Origin of the sequence: Streptomyces sp. NBC_00075, assembly GCF_045041225.1 — a bacterium.
GTDB lineage: Bacteria > Actinomycetota > Actinomycetes > Streptomycetales > Streptomycetaceae > Streptomyces > Streptomyces adonidis.
On sequence record NZ_CP108243.1, the window covers coordinates 2,656,324 to 2,674,527 of the forward strand.

Annotated in this window: 17 protein-coding genes; 4 read left to right on the top strand and 13 right to left on the bottom strand. The window is 72.2% G+C overall.

Annotated elements, in window-relative coordinates:
* Positions 1-3: 3 nt before the first annotated feature.
* The 9 genes from OG787_RS11225 to rimP all read right to left on the bottom strand — a co-directional run bounded on the left by OG787_RS11225 (position 4) and on the right by rimP (position 12,428).
* Complete coding sequence (locus OG787_RS11225; RefSeq protein WP_369035554.1) at positions 4-951, bottom strand: bifunctional riboflavin kinase/FAD synthetase; 948 nt, start codon at positions 949-951, stop codon at positions 4-6.
* Positions 952-1,124: 173 nt separating this feature from the next.
* The gene (locus OG787_RS11230) at positions 1,125-4,847 is read right to left on the bottom strand and encodes a trypsin-like peptidase domain-containing protein (protein ID WP_405535069.1); all 3,723 of its coding nucleotides are present in this window, start codon (positions 4,845-4,847) and stop codon (positions 1,125-1,127) included.
* A 252-nt stretch (positions 4,848-5,099) separates the two neighbouring features.
* Entirely contained in the window at positions 5,100-6,008 is a 909-nt protein-coding gene (gene truB, locus OG787_RS11235; RefSeq protein WP_405535070.1) for a tRNA pseudouridine(55) synthase TruB, read from the bottom strand.
* Positions 6,005-6,448, bottom strand: a complete 444-nt coding sequence (rbfA, locus tag OG787_RS11240; protein WP_369035551.1) for a 30S ribosome-binding factor RbfA — start codon at positions 6,446-6,448, stop codon at positions 6,005-6,007. Before rbfA ends, truB begins: the two co-directional genes overlap by 4 nt.
* A 91-nt stretch (positions 6,449-6,539) precedes the next feature.
* Entirely contained in the window at positions 6,540-6,833 is a 294-nt protein-coding gene (locus OG787_RS11245) for a DUF503 domain-containing protein (RefSeq protein WP_369035550.1), read from the bottom strand.
* 376 nt (positions 6,834-7,209) lie between these two features.
* Positions 7,210-10,380 carry a translation initiation factor IF-2 gene (gene infB, locus OG787_RS11250; RefSeq protein WP_369035549.1) on the bottom strand — a complete coding sequence of 1,057 codons (3,171 nt, stop codon included), beginning with the start codon at positions 10,378-10,380 and terminating at the stop codon, positions 7,210-7,212.
* A 149-nt stretch (positions 10,381-10,529) separates the two neighbouring features.
* A complete protein-coding gene (locus OG787_RS11255) occupies positions 10,530-10,808 on the bottom strand; it encodes a YlxR family protein (protein WP_369035548.1) in 279 nt (92 codons plus the stop codon).
* Between the two features lie 97 nt (positions 10,809-10,905).
* On the bottom strand, positions 10,906-11,919 hold the full coding sequence (nusA, locus tag OG787_RS11260) for a transcription termination factor NusA (RefSeq protein ID WP_235474478.1): 1,014 nt from the start codon (positions 11,917-11,919) through the stop codon (positions 10,906-10,908).
* Positions 11,920-11,921: 2 nt separating this feature from the next.
* Positions 11,922-12,428: a ribosome maturation factor RimP gene (rimP, locus tag OG787_RS11265; RefSeq protein WP_369035547.1), complete on the bottom strand. Its 507-nt coding sequence runs from the start codon at positions 12,426-12,428 to the stop codon at positions 11,922-11,924.
* 226 nt (positions 12,429-12,654) lie between these two features.
* Between rimP and OG787_RS11270 the strand changes: the two genes are divergently transcribed.
* The 3 genes from OG787_RS11270 to OG787_RS11280 are packed head-to-tail and all read left to right on the top strand — an operon-like array spanning position 12,655 to position 14,634.
* On the top strand, positions 12,655-13,188 hold the full coding sequence (locus OG787_RS11270) for a hypothetical protein (protein ID WP_369035546.1): 534 nt from the start codon (positions 12,655-12,657) through the stop codon (positions 13,186-13,188).
* A complete protein-coding gene (locus OG787_RS11275; RefSeq protein ID WP_369035545.1) occupies positions 13,185-13,664 on the top strand; it encodes a ferritin-like domain-containing protein in 480 nt (159 codons plus the stop codon). Before OG787_RS11270 ends, OG787_RS11275 begins: the two co-directional genes overlap by 4 nt.
* 43 nt (positions 13,665-13,707) lie before the next feature.
* A complete protein-coding gene (locus OG787_RS11280; RefSeq protein ID WP_405535071.1) occupies positions 13,708-14,634 on the top strand; it encodes an aminoglycoside phosphotransferase family protein in 927 nt (308 codons plus the stop codon).
* 66 nt (positions 14,635-14,700) lie between these two features.
* Here OG787_RS11280 and OG787_RS11285 read toward each other — a convergent pair whose 3' ends face one another.
* The 4 genes from OG787_RS11285 to OG787_RS11300 are packed head-to-tail and all read right to left on the bottom strand — an operon-like array spanning position 14,701 to position 17,699.
* Entirely contained in the window at positions 14,701-14,907 is a 207-nt protein-coding gene (locus tag OG787_RS11285) for a ferredoxin (protein ID WP_369035543.1), read from the bottom strand.
* A 1-nt stretch (position 14,908) separates the two neighbouring features.
* Entirely contained in the window at positions 14,909-16,129 is a 1,221-nt protein-coding gene (locus OG787_RS11290) for an NADH-ubiquinone oxidoreductase-F iron-sulfur binding region domain-containing protein (RefSeq protein WP_405535072.1), read from the bottom strand.
* The gene (locus OG787_RS11295) at positions 16,129-16,719 is read right to left on the bottom strand and encodes a ferric reductase-like transmembrane domain-containing protein (protein ID WP_405535073.1); all 591 of its coding nucleotides are present in this window, start codon (positions 16,717-16,719) and stop codon (positions 16,129-16,131) included. The genes OG787_RS11290 and OG787_RS11295 overlap by 1 nt, the downstream gene beginning before the upstream one ends.
* Positions 16,716-17,699 carry an FAD:protein FMN transferase gene (locus tag OG787_RS11300; protein ID WP_369035540.1) on the bottom strand — a complete coding sequence of 328 codons (984 nt, stop codon included), beginning with the start codon at positions 17,697-17,699 and terminating at the stop codon, positions 16,716-16,718. The genes OG787_RS11295 and OG787_RS11300 overlap by 4 nt, the downstream gene beginning before the upstream one ends.
* Before the next feature lie 15 nt (positions 17,700-17,714).
* Between OG787_RS11300 and OG787_RS11305 the strand changes: the two genes are divergently transcribed.
* Positions 17,715-18,113 carry a hypothetical protein gene (locus tag OG787_RS11305; protein ID WP_369035539.1) on the top strand — a complete coding sequence of 133 codons (399 nt, stop codon included), beginning with the start codon at positions 17,715-17,717 and terminating at the stop codon, positions 18,111-18,113.
* The last annotated feature ends 91 nt before the right edge of the window (positions 18,114-18,204 follow it).

Below are 18,204 nucleotides of genomic sequence, written 5' to 3' on the forward strand. Positions count from 1 at the left end.
TCGCTACTCCGCCGCCGCGATCAGCTCGCGGCACTTCTTCACGTCCTCGGCCATCTGTACGAGCAGCGCGTCCAGCGAGTCGAACTTGGCCTGGCCGCGCACGAACGCCAGGAAGTCGACGGCGACGTGCAGGCCGTACAGATCGAGGCCGACGCGGTCGATGGCGTACGCCTCCACCGTCCGTTCCGTGCCGTCGAACTGCGGGTTCGTGCCGACGGAGATCGCGGCCGGCATCACCTCGCCGTCCGCGTGCAGCCAGCCCGCGTAGACACCGTCGGCCGGGATCGCGGTGTGGGGCAGCGTCTCCACGTTGGCGGTGGGGAAGCCGAGTTCACGGCCCCGCTGGGCACCCCGGACGACAACACCCTCGACTCGGTGCGGGCGGCCCAGGATCTCGCGCGCGCCCCCGACATCGCCCTCGCCGACCAGCCGACGCGTCAGCGTGGACGAGAACGGCTCGCCGCCGCCCGCCTCACCCGACACATACAGGTCGACGACCTCGACCTCGAAGTCGTACGTCCGGCCGAGTTCGGTCAGGAACTTCACATTGCCGGCCGCCTTGTGGCCGAAACGGAAGTTCGGGCCCTCGACGACCGCCCGGGCATGCAGCTTGTCGACGAGGACCTTGACCACGAAGTCGGCCGGGGAGAGCTTCGAGAACTCCTTGGTGAAGGGGAGGATCAGGACCGCGTCGACACCCAGCTCGGCCATCAGTTCGGCGCGGCGGTGGTGCGGGGCCAGCAGCGGCGGGTGGCTGCCGGGGCGCACGACCTCGCTGGGGTGCGGGTCGAAGGTGACGACGACCGAGGGAACGCCCAGCTCACGGGCGCGCTCCACGGCATGCCGGATGATCAGCTGGTGTCCGCGGTGGACCCCGTCGTAGGAACCGATGGTGACGACGCCGCGTCCCCAGTCCTCGGGGATGTCCTCCAAGCCACGCCAGCGCTGCACTGTGACCGCTCCTCGTCGAACCCGTGTCCGTGTCTGCCTCTTACGCAGGCCTTCTTACGCAGGTCTAAGGGTGCCATGCCGGACGCGCCCGGCTCGCATCGGCATGGAGGCTGTGACGGGGCGCACGTGACGGGGCCGGTCGGCGAGCACCGGCCACCCTTCCGAAGCGTGCGCTATGCGGGGACCCGTACCCCCGCCAGGTTCTCGATCATGCGGCGCGTGCTGGGGCCGACCACGGCGGCCCACTCCCCCGGGGTGTCGGTCAGCCAGCCCGCCACCAGCGCCGCGAACCCGGGGATCCGCCTGCTCAGCTCGACCAGGCAGCAGTCGAACCGCGTCGCGCCGTCGGGAGTGCGTACGAGCAGCAGGCCGCACCGGTGTACGAGGCCCCGCGTGCGTTCCTCGCCATGGCGGGCCATGGCCTCCACCGTGGCGCGGAGCAGCGCGTCCAGGACGGTGGGGTCGTGCTCCCGGGCCAGCAGGGCTTCGAGGAGTTCATGGCGGAGGGGGTGGGAGACAGGGGTCCCGGGCGCGGCGAGCACGGTCGCGAGGGCGGCACGCACCGGGGCCGGGCCGTCGTCGAGGAGGCCGGTGACCAGCGGGAGGAGTACGGGCCTGACGGTCGGTCCCTGGTCGAGGCGCCGGTCGACGTACGCGGCCATGTGCCCGACGGTCTCCGGCCGCCGCTCCACGGCCTGCCGTACGAGCACAGCGACCCGGCGGGCCAGGGCCGGGGGCGTGATGTCGGCGAGGGTGCGCAGCACGTCCCCCGGTTCCGGACCGAGCAGCCTGGTCCGGAACGCTTCAAGGACCGGCTCCGGGTGGGTCGTGAGGGCGGGGACCAGGGCACTCGGCGGGAGGTGCGGATCACCGGCCGTGAAGTGCCGCAGCGCCTGCGGGAGATGCTGGGCGCGAGTACGCGGATCACGGACGAGGAGCGCGAGCGCGCCGCCGTGGAGGGTGCAGTCGCCGGGGCGGGCGAGCAGTGCGAGGGCCGCGTAGCGCAGGAGGTCGAGGTCGGCGTCGGTACGCACCTGGGGTGCGACGCGCGTGCCGTACGCCACCGCCGCGACCCGCCGGGCCGGCCGCTCGTCGTGCGCCCACCGGTCCACGGCCCGGCAGACGGCGGACGGCTCCTCCTCGGCGAGCACGGCGAGGAGTTCGTCCCCGCGCCGGTGCGCACTGTCGACGAGCACCTCGGTCAGCTCGTCCAGGGCCCGGTGGCGGTGGGTGTGGAGCAGCGCCTGGGCGGCGGTCGCCACCGTCGCGTCCGGCGTCGCGGGCAGCGGACGGTCGTCGTCGAACCAGCGGGCGAGGAGCGGTTGTACGGCGGTGGGGTCGGCGGCGAGGAGCTGGGCCACGGCGTCCAGGTAACGGGGCTGGTCGGACTGGCCCGGCGGGTCGTCGCCCACGACGAGTCGGCGCAGGAGGTCGACGGCGGTGGCTTCGGGGAGGCGGAGGGCCGTCCAGAAGGCGGGGCCCAGCTCCGGGGGAACCGTCTGGCTCCGTCGGCGGCGGGCCACGATGCGGTCGGCGAGGAGGCGCAGGACGTGGGTGTACGGGGTTGCGTCGGGGACGTTGCGGAGTACGTCGGTGAGGAGGTGGGTGGCCCACCAGGTGGAGGTGGATGAGTCGGTGGAGGTCGAGGGCCGAGGCTGGGGTTGCGGGTCGATGGCTTGCGCCAACTCCCGCAGGCGTAGGGCCAGTTCGGGGGCTCCGTGCTGGCGGGCGAGGAGCAGCAGCGACTGGACGACCGGGCCGATGCGGTGGTGCGGAACGGGGACCGGCGCAGCGTTCTTGTCGTTCTCCGGGCGGCGGCGGTGGACCAGGGCGTGCAGTGCCTCGTCCAGGTCCAGGTGTGTGCCCTGGATCCAGTCGGCCAGTTCCTCGTGGGCGAAGCGGTAGCCGGTGCCGGCGGGGACGAGGAGGCCCTCGGTGAGGACTGCTGATGCCCAGCCCGTGCCGCCGCCCAGGTGGGCCGGTGCGGGGCCCCAGGGGAACACGGACTCGAAGGACGCGCGGTCCAGTTCGCCCTGGCCGGGGCCCAGGCTGCGGCGGGCGGCCTCGTGGATCTGGCCGGAGACCTTGGCTGCGAGGCGGCGTACGGGGGTGCCGCGTAGGCCGTTCTCTGCGGCTAGGCGGACTGCGATGCGGAGGCACATCAGGTCCAGGTAGGCGGTGAAGACGTCGTGGCGGTCGAGGCGGAGGGTGGGGGCGTCGGAGAGGGCGGGGAGGGCGGCTCGGACTTCCGAGAGGAGGCGGAGGGTGAGGGGGTGGCGGGCGTCCTGGGGGGTGAGGGTGGATGGGGGGATGGCGTAGCGGGTGTGGGCTTGGTGGGCTTCGGATTCGGTGAGGTCGGTGAGGTGGAGTTGGCGTGGGGGATTTTCGCCCCCGCCGCCCCTACCCGTCCCATCCCTGGGGGCTGCGCCCCCAGACCCCCCTTCGGCCTGAACGGCCTCGTCCTCAAACGCCGGACGGGCTGGAATGCCCGAGCCGGCCTCGTCCACGGACGCCGGACGGGCTGAAAGATCCAGGCCCGCCCCGGCCCCTGCCTGCTCCCAGTACTCCGGGCGGCAGGCCACCACCAAGCGGGCGTGTGATTCTCGGAGCCAGGTCTCCGTCGACCTTGTCCATTCCTTCGCTCGGTGGGCCAGGAGTGGGGGCATTTCCTCGGGGCCGTCGAGGAGGAGCAGGAGGGGGCGGGACGTTTCGTGGGACAGGTGGGCCAGGCGTTCCGGGGTGATGTCGCCCAGGTCGGTGGTGTGCTCGCCCGACGCGGAGACGATCCGGGCCGCGCGGTCCAGTGCGCGGCGGGCCGCGTCCGCCACCGAGGTGTCCTCGTCGCGCAGGTCGGCGCCGCGCAGCCACAGGGTGGGGGCCGGTTCCGGGTCGCGGTGGCGGCGGGCGGCGAGGGCCGCGAGTTCCGTCGTACGGCCGCTGCCGGGGGCGCCGACCAGGCCGAGGACGACGGCCGGGCTCTCGCGTGCGGCGGTGAACGCCTTCAACTCCCTTGCCAGTTCCGCCCGTTCGACCGGTTCGACCGCGCCCGCGTCCAGGCCGCCCGAGGTACGGCCGACGAAGCCCGCCAGTGCGCCCGGCGGCCCGTCCGAGCCCACCGAGGTGGCCGTCAGTTCCAGGACGCCCGCCAGATTGAGGTCGGCGCCGTACGCGGGGACCGTCGCCGCGTTGCGGGCCAGGAGGTCCGCAAGGGGGGCCTCCAGGGCCCGCCGGGTGTGGAGGGGGAGCGCGAAACCTGGTGCGCGGTGGCCCGCCGGTTCCGGTGACGCTCCCGTGGGCTGCGGCAGCAGAGCCGTGCCCAGTACCCCCAGCACCGCTCCCGTCGTACGGTCGAGCACCGGGCCGCCGGTCGCGCCGCCGCCCAGTCGCAGCGCGTCGCTGCCCGCCGTGCCGATCGCCAACTCCAGGGCGTCGGGGAGGAGATGGAAGCGGTCCGTGGCCGTGTAGGTGACGTCGGTCGTGCCGAGCACGCGGGCCTCGCGCCAGCCTCCCGCCGCGATCCGTACGTATGTACCAGTCGCCACCCGGTCCCGGACCGAGACGGGAAGCGGGTCCGCGCCCAGGCCCTCCGTACGCACGAGGGCCAGGCCCAGGGTCGGGAGAAGGGTCACCGCGTCTGCCGCCGACACCACACACGTACGGTCTGCGGGGCCGTGCAGGACCAGCCGGGCCAGTCCGTCGACGGCCTCGTGGCTGGTGATCAGTGTGCCGTGGTGGTCGGCCACGAAACCCGTACCGCGTGGACGTCCGGCCAGGTCGCACACCCGCACGAGCGACTCGTCGGCAGCCTCGACGGCCGCTTCGTCTTCTTCTCGCGTCTCAGGCGCGTCGGCCGACGGCCGACGGCCGCCCCCGGCGCGCGGGCCCCGTCCCGCCATCGTCGTCCTCCCCGCCGTACACGCGTGCCTGCGTACGCACGCGTCTGCTTTCGACGGTAGGCAACCGGTGATCAGCAGGACAGAGCGTGCGACGAACGCGCCCCCTTCCGCCCCCTCGGTTCACTCCGAGCGCCTGCCCGGACGGGTGAATGAATCGCGAGGGATGGATACACCCTTGGGTGGGGGAACCGAGGGGGAACCGTGGAGCGGCGGGAACGTGTCCCCGTGAACGCCGCTCCACGGCGCGGAACGTCAGACGAAGACCGCGAGGCTCTTCGCCTTGCCCTTCTCCTCCTCCACCAGGGCGAGGAACTGCCCGGCGGGGTCGAAGACGGCCACGGCGCCGACGCCCGTGTACTCCTCGGGCATCTCCAGCCGTACGCCGTTCGTCAGCAGCCGCGCCCGCTTCTCGTCCACGTTCCAGCGGGGGAACGCGGCGGTGGCCGCGTCGGCGATCGGCATCACCGTCAGCTCCTGCTGCAACTGGTCGAGCGTGCGGGCCGCGTCCAGCTTGTACGGGCCGACGCGCGTCCGGCGCAGTGCGGTGAGGTGACCGCCGACGCCGAGGTCGGCGCCCAGGTCCCGGGCCAGCGCGCGGATGTACGTACCGGAGGAGCACACCACCGACACGACCAGGTCGAATACGGGCGTGCCGTCGGCCGCGACGGCGTCCCTCACGTCGTACACGGCGAAGGAGGAGACGGTGACCGGGCGGGCCGGGATCTCGAACTCCTCGCCCTCACGCGCCCGCTTGTACGAGCGCACGCCGTTGATCTTGATGGCGCTGACCTTGGACGGCACCTGCATGATGCGGCCGGTCAGCTTGGCGACGCCGGCATCGACGGCCTCGCGGGTGATCCCGGAGGCGTCGGTGGAGGAGGTGATGTCCCCCTCGGCGTCGTCGGTGAGCGTGTTCTGTCCGAGGCGGACGGTGCCGAGGTACTCCTTCTCGGTCAGCGCGAGGTGGCCGAGGAGCTTGGTCGCGCGCTCGACCCCGAGGACGAGCACGCCCGTGGCCATGGGGTCGAGGGTGCCGGCGTGTCCGACGCGGCGGGTCCTGGCGATCCCGCGCATCTTGGCGACCACGTCGTGCGAGGTGAAGCCCGACGGCTTGTCGACGATGACAAGCCCGTCGGGCGTCCTGATGTTCTGCTGCGTCATTCGGCGGTGTCGTCCTCGTCGTCCGGCTTCTTGTACGGGTCCGCGTCACCGGCGAACGCGGCGCCCGCGGACGCCTGGCGCACCTGGGCGTCGGAGGCACGGGCCTTGTCGAGGAGGTCCTCGATGTTCTTGGCGGTGTCCGGGAGGGCGTCGGCGACGAAGGCCAGGGTCGGCGTGAACTTCACGCCCGCGGCCTGGCCGACGGCGGAGCGCAGGACGCCCTTGGCGCTCTCCAGGCCGGCGGCAGCGGCTGCCCGCTCCTCGTCGTCCCCGTAGACCGTGTAGAAGACGGTCGCCTCCCGGAGGTCCCCGGTGACCCGGGTGTCCGTGATGGTGACGTGGGTGCCGAGGCGGGGGTCCTTGATCCCGCGCTGGAGCTTCTGGGCCACCACCTCTCGGATGAGGTCAGCCAACCTCTTCGCCCGCGCGTTGTCGGCCACTGGTCCGTCTCCCGTTCTTTTCTGTTCCGCGTTCTGCGTTCTTGCAGGTCGTTCAGGTTGTTCAAGTCATTCAGGTCGTTCATTTGTTCGGCTAGTCGTCGTCGCCGTGGAGCCGTCGTCGTACGGACAGCAGTTCCACCTCGGGGCGGCCGGCGACCAGTCGCTCACACTGGTCCAGCACGTCGGTGATGTGTGCCGTGTCGCCTGCCACCACCGCGAGGCCGATGCCTGCTCTGCGGTGCAGGTCGAGGTGTTCGACCTCGGCCGCGCTCACCGCGTACTTGCGCTGGAGTTCGGCGACGATCGGGCGGACGACGGAGCGCTTCTCCTTCAGCGAGCGTACGTCGCCGAGCAGGAGGTCGAAGGACAGAGTCCCCACGTACATGTGTGTATCCGGATGACCCGCCGGTGCGGGATCGATGGCCCCGCCGACTGTATGGGCGGGGACATCAAGAACGGTACAGCGTACGGGGCGGTGGCTCGACGGGATTGTTCTTCGCCCCCGCCGCCCTTACCCGTCCCATCCCTGGGGGCTGCGCCCCCAGACCCCCCTTGTCGCGCTGAACGCGCTCGTCCTCAAACGCCGGACGGGCTGGGTATGTCACCCCGCCCGGCGTTCGAAGACAAGGCCCGGGCGGCACCATCCAGCCCGTCCGGCGTTTGAGGACAAGGCCCGTTCAGGGCCGTAGCGGGCAGACGCCCAGCTGGCCGGCGGGGACTTCTCCCTGCCGGCCAGCTGAGCTGCACGCACTACCTACCGCTTAGCCGCGCGGCTTCTCCCGCATCTCGTACGTCGCGATGACGTCGTCGACCTTGATGTCGTTGAAGTTGCCGAGGTTGATACCACCCTCGAACCCTTCGCGGATCTCGGTGACGTCGTCCTTGAAGCGACGCAGACCGGAGATGGTGAGGCTCTCCGCGATGACCTTGCCATCGCGCAGCAGCCGCGCCTTGGTGTTGCGCTTGACCTCGCCGGAGCGGACCAGCACACCGGCGATGTTGCCCAGCTTGGACGAGCGGAAGACCTCGCGGATCTCCGCCGTACCCAGCTCGACCTCTTCGTACTCCGGCTTGAGCATGCCCTTGAGGGCCGCCTCGATCTCCTCGATGGCCTGGTAGATCACCGAGTAGTAGCGGACGTCGACGCCCTCGCGCTCCGCCATCTGCGCCGCGCGGCCCGCAGCGCGGACGTTGAAGCCGATGACGATCGCGTCGGAGCCGGTCGCCAGGTCGATGTCCGACTCGGTGACCGCACCCACGCCGCGGTGCAGGACGCGGATGTCGACCTCTTCGCCGACGTCGAGCTGGAGCAGCGAGGACTCGAGAGCCTCCACCGAACCGGACGCGTCGCCCTTGATGATGAGGTTGAGTTCCTGCACCAGACCGGCCTTGAGCGCCTCGTCCAGGTTCTCCAGGGAGAACCGGACTCCACGCCGGGCGAAGTTGGCGTTGCGCTCGCGCGCCGCCCGCTTCTCGGCGATCTGACGCGCCGTACGGTCCTCGTCGACGACCAGGAAGTTGTCGCCTGCGCCCGGGACGTTGGTGAGACCCAGGACCAGGACGGGAGTCGACGGAGTCGCTTCCTCGACGTTGTTGCCGTTGTCGTCGAGCATCGCCCGGACGCGGCCGTAAGCGTCGCCGACCACCATCGTGTCGCCGATGCGCAGCGTGCCGCGCTGGACCAGGACCGTCGAGACGGCACCGCGGCCACGGTCGAGGTGGGACTCGATCGCGATGCCCTGCGCGTCCTGCTCCGGGTTGGCCCGCAGGTCGAGCGAGGCGTCCGCGGTGAGGACCACGGCCTCCAGGAGAGCCTCGATGTTGAGGCCCTGCTTGGCGGAGATGTCGACGAACATCGTGTCGCCGCCGTACTCCTCGGCCACCAGACCGAACTCGGTCAGCTGACCACGGACCTTGGTCGGGTCCGCGCCCTCGACGTCGATCTTGTTGACCGCGACCACGATCGGCACGTCGGCCGCCTTGGCGTGGTTCAGCGCCTCGATCGTCTGGGGCATCACACCGTCGTTGGCCGCCACCACGAGGATCGCGATGTCGGTCGACTTGGCACCACGGGCACGCATGGCGGTGAACGCCTCGTGACCCGGGGTGTCGATGAAGGTGATCTTGCGCTCTTCGTCGTTGACCTGAGTCGTGACCTGGTACGCACCGATGTGCTGCGTGATACCGCCGGCCTCACCCGCGACGACGTTCGTCTTGCGGATGGTGTCGAGGAGGCGGGTCTTACCGTGGTCGACGTGACCCATGACGGTCACGACCGGCGGACGCGCGACGAGGAACTCCTCGCCGCCCTCGTCCTCACCGAACTCGATGTCGAAGGACTCGAGCAGCTCGCGGTCCTCCTCCTCGGGGCTGACGATCTCGAGGACGAAGTTCATCTCGTCCGCGAGGAGCTTCAGCGTCTCGTCGGAGACGGACTGCGTGGCAGTGACCATCTCGCCGAGGTTCATCATCACGCCGACGAGCGACGCCGGGTTGGCGCCGATCTTCTCGGCGAAGTCGGTGAGGGACGCACCACGCGACAGGCGGACGGACTGTCCGTTGCCGCGCGGCAGCATCACGCCGCCGACCGACGGGGCCTGCATGGCCTCGTACTCCTGGCGCCTCTGCCGCTTCGACTTGCGACCACGACGCGCGGGACCGCCGGGACGACCGAAGGCGCCCTGCGTGCCACCACGGCCACCCGGACCACCGGGACGGCCACCGAAGCCGGGACGACCGCCGCCACCGCCACCGGGACCACCGGGACGGCCGGCGAAACCGCCGCCACCGCCACCACCGGGACCGGCCGGACGACCGGCGAAGCCGCCACCGCCGCCACCGGGACGACCGGCGAACCCGCCGCCACCGCCACCGGGACGACCGCCGCCGCCACCGCCGGGACCACCCGGACGACCGCCACCGCCACCGGGACCGCGGCCACCGGGGCCACCGCCGGGACGCGGGGTGCCCGCAGCGGGACGCTGCGGCATCATGCCGGGGTTGGGACGGTTGCCGCCGGGACCGCCACCGGGACGCGGAGCGCCACCGGGACCACCCTGCGGACGAGGCATGCCGCCCGGACTCGGACGCCCGCCGCCCGCACCCTGCGGACGGGGAGCGCCACCCTGGCCGCCGCCCGCACCCTGCGGACGCGGAGCGCCGGCACCGGGAGCGCCACCGGGGCCACCCTGGCCGCCGGGACGCGGAGCGCCCTGCGGACGGGGCGCCTGGGGACGCGCCATGCCGGTGGAGCCACCGGACGTGAAGGGGTTGTTGCCCGGACGCGGACCGGACGGACGGGCACCGCCGGGACGCGGAGCGCCCTGGCCACCCGGACGCGAGGCGCCCGGACGCTCACCGCGGCCCTGGCCACGGTCCTGACCGCGGTCCTGGCCCGGTCCTCGGTCCTGACCGGGACCCGAGGGACGGGCACCGGGACGCGGGGCGCCGGGACGGGCACCGGTGGTGGGACGCGGCGCCTGTGCGGCGGCCGGCGTGACCGGTGCCGACGGCGGAGCGGTGAACTCCGGCGTGGTGGGTGCCGCGGGGGCCGGCTTCGGCGCGGGCTTGGGGCCCGGCGTCGGACGTGAACCCTGCGGGGCCGGGGTCACCGGGGTGACCGGCGCACTCGGCGCGGCGGGCGCCGCGGGGCGCTCGGCCACGGCGGGCTTGGGAGCCGGCGGCCGCGGGGCAGCCGGACGGGCCGACTGCGCCGGGGAGGGCGCGCCGGGCTTGGGAGCCGCCTTGCGGGGGGCGCCGGGCTTGGCGCTGCTCCCGCCCTGGAAGGCGTCTGTCAACTTGCGTACTACGGGCGCCTCGATCGTCGAGGATGCCGATCGGACGAATTCACCGAGTTCCTGGAGCTTGGCCATGACGGCCTTGCTCTCAACCCCGAACTCCTTGGCGAGTTCGTATACCCGGACCTTAGCCACTTCGCTCCTTTTAGGTCCGGGTTGCGGCCGGACCGTCGCTACTTCATGGGCGTACTCATCGCGTGCTCATCGAGTGCTCATCGCAATCTCGACCTACTTCCAACTCGCGGGGGGTACCAGAGCCGCACGGTGGTTCCGTGCGACGCGTCTTACGGTGTTGCCTGCTCGACGTACCGGCGCAACGCCGCCGTGTCGAGCGCTCCCGGGGCACGCAGTGCCCTTACGAACGCCCGGCGACGTACCGCCAGGTCGAGACAGACCAGGGCGGGGTGCACATACGCACCCCGGCCGGGCAGCGTACCGCGATGATCGGGGGCGCATTCACCCTCGATCGCCACGATGCGCAGCAGATCCTTCTTGGCCGCTCGCTCCCGACACCCCACACAGGTGCGTTCAGGGCATACGCGGGCTCGCGTCCGGCCAGACACTCCTAAGTCTACCTCCCCGTACGGACCTCACTCATTCGAGATAAGGATCGAACGGTTGTTGTCGTGATCTCAGCCACCTGCGGCTTGGATCTATTCCCTACTGACCCCGGGGCTGGTCGGCGGGCCGCTCGGACGGCTGCTCGGTGTCCGGGCGGATGTCGATGCGCCAGCCGGTCAGCCGGGCGGCGAGGCGGGCGTTCTGGCCCTCCTTGCCGATCGCCAGCGACAGCTGGTAGTCGGGGACCGTCACGCGCGCGGAGCGGGCCGCGAGGTCGACGACCTCGACCTTGGTGACCCGGGCCGGGGACAGCGCGTTCGCCACCATGTCGGCCGGGTCGTCCGACCAGTCGACGATGTCGATCTTCTCGCCGTTCAGCTCGGCCATGACATTGCGCACCCGGCCGCCCATGGGGCCGATGCAGGCGCCCTTGGCGTTCAGGCCGCTGCGCGTCGACCGCACGGCGATCTTCGTACGGTGCCCGGCCTCACGCGCGATGGCCGAGATCTCCACGGAACCGTCGGCGATCTCGGGCACCTCCAGCGCGAAGAGCTTCTTCACCAGGTTGGGGTGCGTGCGCGAGAGGGTGACGGACGGACCGCGCACGCCCTTCGCCACTCGTACGACGTACGACCGCAGCCGCAGTCCGTGCGTGTAGGTCTCGCCGGGGACCTGCTCCTGCACCGGCAGGATGGCCTCCAGCTTGCCGATGTCCACGAGCACGTTCTTCGGGTCGCGGCCCTGCTGGACGACACCGGTGACGATGTCGCCCTCGCGGCCCGCGTACTCGCCGAGCGTCGCGTCGTCCTCGGCGTCGCGCAGGCGCTGAAGGATGACCTGCTTGGCGGTGGTGGCGGCGATCCGGCCGAAGTCCGACGGGGTGTCGTCGAACTCGCGTGCCTCCTGCCCCTCCTCCAGCTCCTGGGGGTCCTCCTTCGCCCACACGGTCACATGACCGGTGTCCCGGTCGAGCTTCACGCGCGCGTGGCGGCGGCTTCCCTCGGTGCGGTGGTAGGCGATGAGGAGGGCCGACTCGATCGCCTCGACCAGCAGGTCGAAGGAGATCTCCTTCTCCCGCACCAAGCCCCGCAGGGCACTCATGTCGATGTCCACGGCTACGCCTCCTCTTCCTTCTCGTTCTTGTCCTTGCGGTTGAACTCGACCTGGACGCGGGCCTTGTCGACGTCGCCGAAGGCGAGCCTGCGGGCGGTGGCCTTGCGGCCCTTCACGCCCGGCACTTCGAGGTCCATGCCCTCGTCGTCCACGGTCAGGATCCGGGCGACCACTTCGCCGCCGCCCTCGGTGAGCTGGAACCGCACCAGTCGCTCGACGGCGCGGACGTAGTGCCGGTGCTCGGTGAGTTCGCGCTCGGCGCCGGGGGTGCCGACCTCCAGGGTGTACTCCCCCGCGCCCATCGCGTCCGTCTCGTCGAGCTTCGCCGAGAGCGCGCGGCTCACATCGGCGATCGCGTCCAGATCGGCACCGTCGTCGGAATCGACGACGACCCGCAGCACTCTCTTGCGCCCGACGGACTCCACTGCGATCTCTTCGAGATCGAGACCCTGCGAGCTGACGAGCGGCTCCAGGAGCTCTCGAAGCCTCTCGCTCTGGGTGGTGCTCATCCGGGTGACTCCTCGGCCGCGTGTGCTGTTGTGGGTAGGTCGCGTGTCAGGTCAAAGGGTATCCGGTCCCGGGGGGTGTTGCCGTCCACCGGAACGCCGCCGGTGGCTCGGCTGCGCCGGTGGCGAGTGCCGGGCCGGGGCGCGGGTACGGTGATCACGGGCGTGCTGCCCTTCTCGTTGTTTTCCGTGGTCTCCCGTTCGTACGAGCCCTCCGAGGACGTCTGCCGTGCCGTTCCCCCCGCCCTCGCGCCCCCCGCTGGGAGTCCCCGCGGGTCCGCACAGAAGGACCCTGCTCGCCTCGGCCGCGGGCGCCGCCCTCCTGGTGGGCTGCACCTCCGAGTCCGACACGACGGCCACGAGTTCCGGCAGCCCGTCGGTGGCCGAGCGCACGCGCGCGCGTGCGGCGAGCGACAGCACCGGGCTCGTACAGCAGTACGACACGGCGATCGCCGCGTTCCCGGTGCTGGCGGAGCGTCTGTCGGAGCTGCGGGCGGAGGCCGTACGGCACGCGGAGGCCTTCGGGGGCACGGAGCCGACGCAGGCATCGACACCGACCTCCGCCTCGCCTTCGGCTTCGGCCTCTGCGCCGCCGCCGACCGAGCAGGACGCCCTCGCCGGGCTCGCCGCCGCCGAGCGGAGCCTCGCGGACCGGCGTACGAAGGCGCTCCTCGAAGTGCCGGGCGAGCTGGCGCGGCTGCTGGCCTCAGTGGCGGCGGCCGGAGCCGCGCATGTGTATCTGCTGACGGAGGGCGCGAAGTGAGCAAGTCGGGGAAGGCCGAGAAGGACACCGGTGAGCTGACCGCGCTCCAGGCCGCCCTGGGCGCCGAACACGCGGCGGTGTACGGGTACGGGGTCGTCGGCGGGCTGATCGGCGAGGCCCGTCGGAGCGAGGCGCGGGCCGCGTACGACGCCCATCGGGCCCGGCGCGACGAGCTGGCGCGCGCGGTGCGGGCGCTCGGGGGCACACCGGTGGCGGCGGCCGCCGGGTACGCGCTGCCGTTCCCGGTGACCGACTCGGACGCGGCCGTCCGGCTCGCGGCCGAGCTGGAGGAGCGGGTCGCCGGGGTGTACTCCGACCTGGTCCGGGCAGCCGAGGGCGAGCGGCGCCGGACGGGGGCCGAGGGGCTGCGGGAGGCCGCGGTGCGGGCGGTGCGGTGGCGGGGCGGGAGCGTACCCTTCCCTGGGCTCGCCGAGCGGGCGAGCAGGGTGTCGGCGTCGGCGACGCCCACGGCGTAGGCCGGATCGCACCCGCGTACGGACGGAAGGAAACGACTCGCGTATGGCATTCGCACCGCCGCCCCGTCTGGTGAGGGCGCTCGGCGAGACGGCACCGGACGGTGACGACTGGCTGGCGCGGGTGCCTGCGGCGGCTCAACAGGCCGTGGATCTACGCGTGTTGACCGTGGAGCGGGTACAGGTACCGGGCGGTCGGAGCAGTCTGGTGGTGCTGGTGCGGCGGGCGGACGGTACGCCCGCCGTCCTGAAGCTCGCGCCGCGCCGGGCCCGGCCGGAGAGTGAGCGGGCCGCGCTGGCGCACTGGGGTGGGGTGGGGGCGGTGCAGTTGCTGGAGCCGGCCGCCGACTCCCCCGACGCCCCCGGCTTCGCCGAGGAGGGTGTGCTGTTGCTGGAGCGGCTGCATCCTGATGTGTCGGTGCGGTCGCTGCCCGAGGCGAAGGCGCTGCTGGAGGCGGCGGGGACGTTGCGGCGGCTGTGGGTCGAGCCGCCTGCCGGGGCCGACGTCGTCTTCGAGACGGTGGCCTCGCGGACCGGGCGGCAGGCCGAGGCGATGGCGGCGAGCGCCGGTGCGGAGGTGGCGCCGCTGGTGGCGGCGGCGCTTGCCGCTCGGGAGGAGTTGGTGGTCGCACCGCCCGAGGTTCGGTTGCTGCATGGGACGTTTCGGCAGAGCAAGGTGTTGGCCGGTGAGCGGATGCCGTGGTTGGCGGTGGGGCCGGATCCGGTGGTCGGGGAGTGTGCGTTCGACCTGGCTCGGTTGGTTCGGGATCGGGTCGAGGATCTGATCGCTTCGTCTTCGGGGGCGGCGATTACTCGGCGGCGGGTGAAGCGGCTTGCTGAGTCGTTGGATGTGGATCAGGAGCGGTTGCGGGGGTGGACGTTGTTTCGGGCGGTGGAGTCGGGGGTTCGGGCGCTGCGGGTGGGGCGGCCCAAGGATGCTGAGTTGTTGCTGGAGTTTGCTGGGTGGCTTTGAGGTCGTGGGGTGGCTGCGGGTCGGTGGGGGCTGGTCGCGCAGTTCCCTTCGCCCCTTTGGGGCGCGTCACCTCGCCGTCAGTTTGAGGGCTAGGACTGGGCAGTCTGCTGCTGCTCTGCGGGCTCGCTTTGCTGTGCTGGTCGGGATCGGGGCGCCGTCTATGAGTGGGTAGCCCCACTCGTCCAAGGTGATGTGTTCCGGGAGGAGTTCGGCGCAGAGGCCGTGGGCCTGGCAGGCCGTCCAGTCGATGTCGATCGTCGTCTCTTGGGTCATGTCAGGTCCGGTCGTCGGGGACTGGCAGCAGGGGGGTTTGGGTTGTTGCCGTGCAGAAGCCCCTTGCGTGGGCGTCCAGTTCGGGGGCGAAGGTCGTCAGGGCCGAGCGGACCAGGCGGACCGTGCCGTCGGGGTGGTGGCAGGCGCCGCGGCCCTCGACCAGGCCGGACCAGCGGGCGACGTCCGTGCGGGTCGTGCCCTGGGGGCCGGGGGTGGCCAGAGTCTGGAAGGCGGCGGCGATTCGGGGCAGGCCGTTGAGGCAGGGGCCGCACTGGCCGGCCGACTCCAGGGCCAAGTACCGCAGGACGCGGGCGGTTTCGGCCAGGCCGCAGTGGTCGGCGGGGAGCATGGCGAGTACGCCTGCGCCCAAGTAGGTGGTGGTCAGGGGGAGTTGGGCTGCCTCGGACGCCGGGAGCCAGATGCCGTGGTAGCCGCCGATCAGCACCGCTCCGGTGGGGCCCAGCGGCAGCAGTCTCCCTGTCGGCATCCCGAACGGGGCCTCGACCACCCGGACTTCACGGCCGGGCACATGCACCGTGCACAGTGCGCTGCCGGGTTCCGAGGGGGTGCCCGCGGCGCGGAACCAGTCGGCGCCGTAGCGGGCGATCAGTGCGAGGTGGGCCAGGGTCTCGACGTTCTGCACGAGGGTCGGGGCCCGGTGCACCCCGCGCTCCCGCACCGGCGGGCGCTGGTGCTGCGGAAGGGCGGCGCCGCCGGAGACGTACGAGGTGAGGGCGGAGGACTGACCAGACAGGAACCGTTTGGGGACGCGGACCACCTTGACGGACAGGGGGTCGCGGCGGCGCTCGGCCAGGGCCGCCTCCAGGTAGCTGCCGCCCGCCTCCACCGCGAGGTACGCCTCTCCGGCGCCGATCGCCTCGGCCGCCAACTGGAGTCCGTCCAGGACGAGATGGGGCGAGAGGTGGAGGAGCGTCTTGTCCTTGTGGCTCGCGGGCTCGCCCTCGGCGCCGTTGGCGACGACCACCGGGGCTCGGCCGGTGCGGCGGCCGGCGTCGGCCACGGAGACGAGTTTGCGGTACGTGGCGAAGGCGGCTCCGCCGCGGCCGGTGAGGCCCGACTGGCCGACGGTTTCCAGGAGTTGGGCCGGGTTGCCGTACGAGACGGGCCCGTACCGCTGCTCGTGCGTGCCGAAGTCGGCCGGGGCGCCGCCGGGAGCCAGCAGGCGGGGCGGCATGAAGACGTCCGTGTAGGTGATGGTCATCAGCGGACCCCTTCGAGCGTGCGTTCCGGTGTGTGGAGCAGGGCGGTCGGGGTGCGGCGGGCGGCGTGTACCGCGTGGGCCGTGCGGATGCCGAAGGCGGCGAGTACTGCCGCGACGCAGGACACGGTCAGCCAGGTCATCCAGTCGGCGCCCGTGTCCGTGCCGATGCCGATGCCGTGGACGAGGGCGATCGGCCAGGAGGCGTACGCGAGCCAGTGCACGGCACGCCAGGTGCGGTGGCCGAGACGGGCGCGCAGGAGGCTGGTGATCAGCACCGCGAGCATCAGGTCGAGGGCGACCGTGCCCAGGCCCAGCCAGAGGGGCTGGTAGTCGGAGACGAAGGGGACGACTGCGTCGAGGAGCGTGATGTCGACATAGCCGTCGATCACGGCTGCGGCTATGTGGAGCGCGAGGAAGGCCGTGGCCGAGAGGGAGAGGGTGCGGTGGAGGGAGACCGTGCCGAATCTCGGCAGGCCGGGGAGTCTGGCTCGCAGGCGAACCGCGATGCCCAGCAGGACCACGACCGTGAAGAGGACCAGGCACACGGCGCCGGTGGCGCGGTTGGCGTACCAGAGGGTTTCGGAGGTCATGGCGTTGCCTCCGGGGGTGTGGTGGTGCGGGTGGTGGTGGTCGAGACGGGCCAGCCCGGCGTCGTCACGACCGTTCCGTCCGTCGTCACCAGCCGCGCCGGGAGGCGCAGGCCCGTCAGCCAGCGCTCCGCGCCCCTCCCCTTCACCAGGGCCGCCGTGCTCGCCGCGTTGGCGTCGGCGCAGTTCGCCGCCGCGACGGAGACCGTGCGCCAGGGGGTGTGGACGGGGAGGCCCGTGTCCGGGTTGATGATGTGGTGGAGGGTGTGCTCGCCCCGGCGCCAGTGGCGGGCGGCCGTGCCGGAGGTGGCGAGGCCGCCGCTGTGCAGGCCGATCGTGGCGTACGGGCCCTGGGCGGGCGCTTCGTCCACCGGGCCGGTGATGTCCTGGACGCGGATGCGCCAGCCGCCGGTCGGGGGCTCACCGGCGACCGCCGTGTCGCCGCCGAGGCTCACCAGGACTCCGCACCCGGCGGCCTCGGCCAGCGTTCGTGCGGCCCGGTCGGCGGCCCAGGCCTTCGCAGTGGCGCCCAGGTCGAGGCGGATGCCGGACGGGACGGTGACCGTGCCGGTCGCCCGGTCCAGGTGGATCCGGCGCCAGCCGGGGACGCGCCGCACGGTGAGCCGTACCGGGCGGTCGTCCTCCTGGACGAGGGTGAAGTCGCGGTCGTAGCCGAGGGCTTCGAGCGCCGAACCGACCGTCGGGTCCACGGCTCCGTCGGTCGCCTCGGCCGCGCGCAGGGCCACCGCCAGGGCCTCGGCGAGCAGCGGGCTGACCCGGGTCGGGCGGCCGTCGGTGTCGTCCAGGGCGGAGAGTTCGGAGTCGGCGCGGAAGCGGCTGCACGTCGCGTCGACCTCGGCCAGCTGGCGGGCCAGGAGCAGGTTGCAGGAGTCCAGCAGGGCCGGGTCGGTGGTGACGAGCCGGACGCTGGTACCGAGGGCGCGCCAGTCGGCGGCGGCCGTGGGACGGACGGCGGTGGTCATCACGACGCCCCCGAGGTGGAGTCGGCGGAGCCGCTGGAGTCGGAGGAGGTGACGCCGTCGGAGGAGGACTGGAGGTCGCTGGACGACGAGGAGTCCGAGGACTCCGAGGAGGAGCTGTCCGTCGTGGACGAGTCCGTCGACGAGGACGACGTGTCCGTACCGCTGTCGGTGCTGGTGCTCGTGTCCGTGCTGTCGCTCGAACTGGAGGACGTCGAACTGGACGTCGAGTCCGATGTACTGCTCGCGGCCGTCGTCGCGTCCGACTCCATCGTGCCGACGAGGGCGAACACCCCGGCCGCCGCGGCCAGCGACACCGCCGCTGCCACGGCCGCCGTACGCCGTACCCCTCTGCGTACCGCCGCTGCGGCTCTGCGCTCCCGCTCCCTGCCCGTCATGGTCGTTCCCCTCCCGTAGGACGTGACTCTGTGTCACGCCCTACGTTCGGGGACCGACCTGAGAGAAGTCTGTGAGGCGCCCATACGCCTCACGAGAACTACCTGAGAGC